The sequence below is a fragment of the Brevibacillus sp. SKDU10 genome, from assembly GCF_001645205.1.
Lineage (GTDB): Bacteria > Bacillota > Bacilli > Brevibacillales > Brevibacillaceae > Brevibacillus_B > Brevibacillus_B halotolerans.
Window position 1 is genome coordinate 1 of sequence record NZ_LSSO01000131.1, and the last position, 716, is coordinate 716.

The 716-nt window shown below is 29.1% G+C and carries 1 protein-coding gene; it reads left to right on the plus strand.

Annotated elements, in window-relative coordinates:
* The first annotated feature begins 153 nt into the window (after positions 1 to 153).
* Positions 154 to 585: a hypothetical protein gene (locus AYJ08_RS07395; protein WP_064017185.1), complete on the plus strand. Its 432-nt coding sequence runs from the start codon at positions 154 to 156 to the stop codon at positions 583 to 585.
* Positions 586 to 716 lie beyond the last annotated feature (131 nt).

A 716-nucleotide genomic window follows, 5' to 3' on the forward strand; every position in this document is an offset into this window, starting at 1 on the left:
CAACCCTCAACTCATCTGCTAATTGCCCGATGTTTATACTCTCATTTAAAAACCTAACATTTCAAAATTTACACTTAGTAAGATTAAGAACCATTAAACAAAACCCATTTTATGGTATAATAATTAATATTAACGTAAGGGGTTATGATATAAATGCGATCATACTTGTCTGGAGCAGGATTATCTCTGTTCTTTGCTAATTTAATTTTCTTTATATTTTCTTTAAGTCATACAATTGATTTTTCTGATTTAAGAAAATCAGGTTTTGATGCTGTTATTTTATTTATTTCATTATTTAATTATATTTGTTGCATCTTTGGTTGGCTGTTACTTATTATTTTACGAAAAAGTAGGATTAAAAATTGGCTCATCTTTACATTTTTCTTCATTGTTTTAGGAGGTATTTTCGGGGCTATCCTCTATACTCTTTACCCGCAGGCAATCATTTTACCTTTCATTACTATACTCGGTTCGATTATGTTTTTTATAGCACAAATTAAAAACAATAAGTTTATTTCCCCTTTATTGGGTCTTAGTGGTCCGATTTTCACAATCTTATTGCTTATCATTGTATTTAGCTTCTGAAATAAATGTTTTAAAAGTAATTATAAAATTTCCCCATAAAAACACCTCAACTCTTATATTTGAACGGAAGGGTAAGATCGAGTGTTTCCCTTCAAAACATTCGATCTTTTACGTTTCATATAAGGTAAGGT

What these genes read in the sequence shown, in the direction of transcription:
- AYJ08_RS07395 (WP_064017185.1), top strand. Translation starts at nt 154, where the DNA reads ATGCGATCATACTTGTCTGGAGCAGGATTATCTCTGTTCTTTGCTAAT.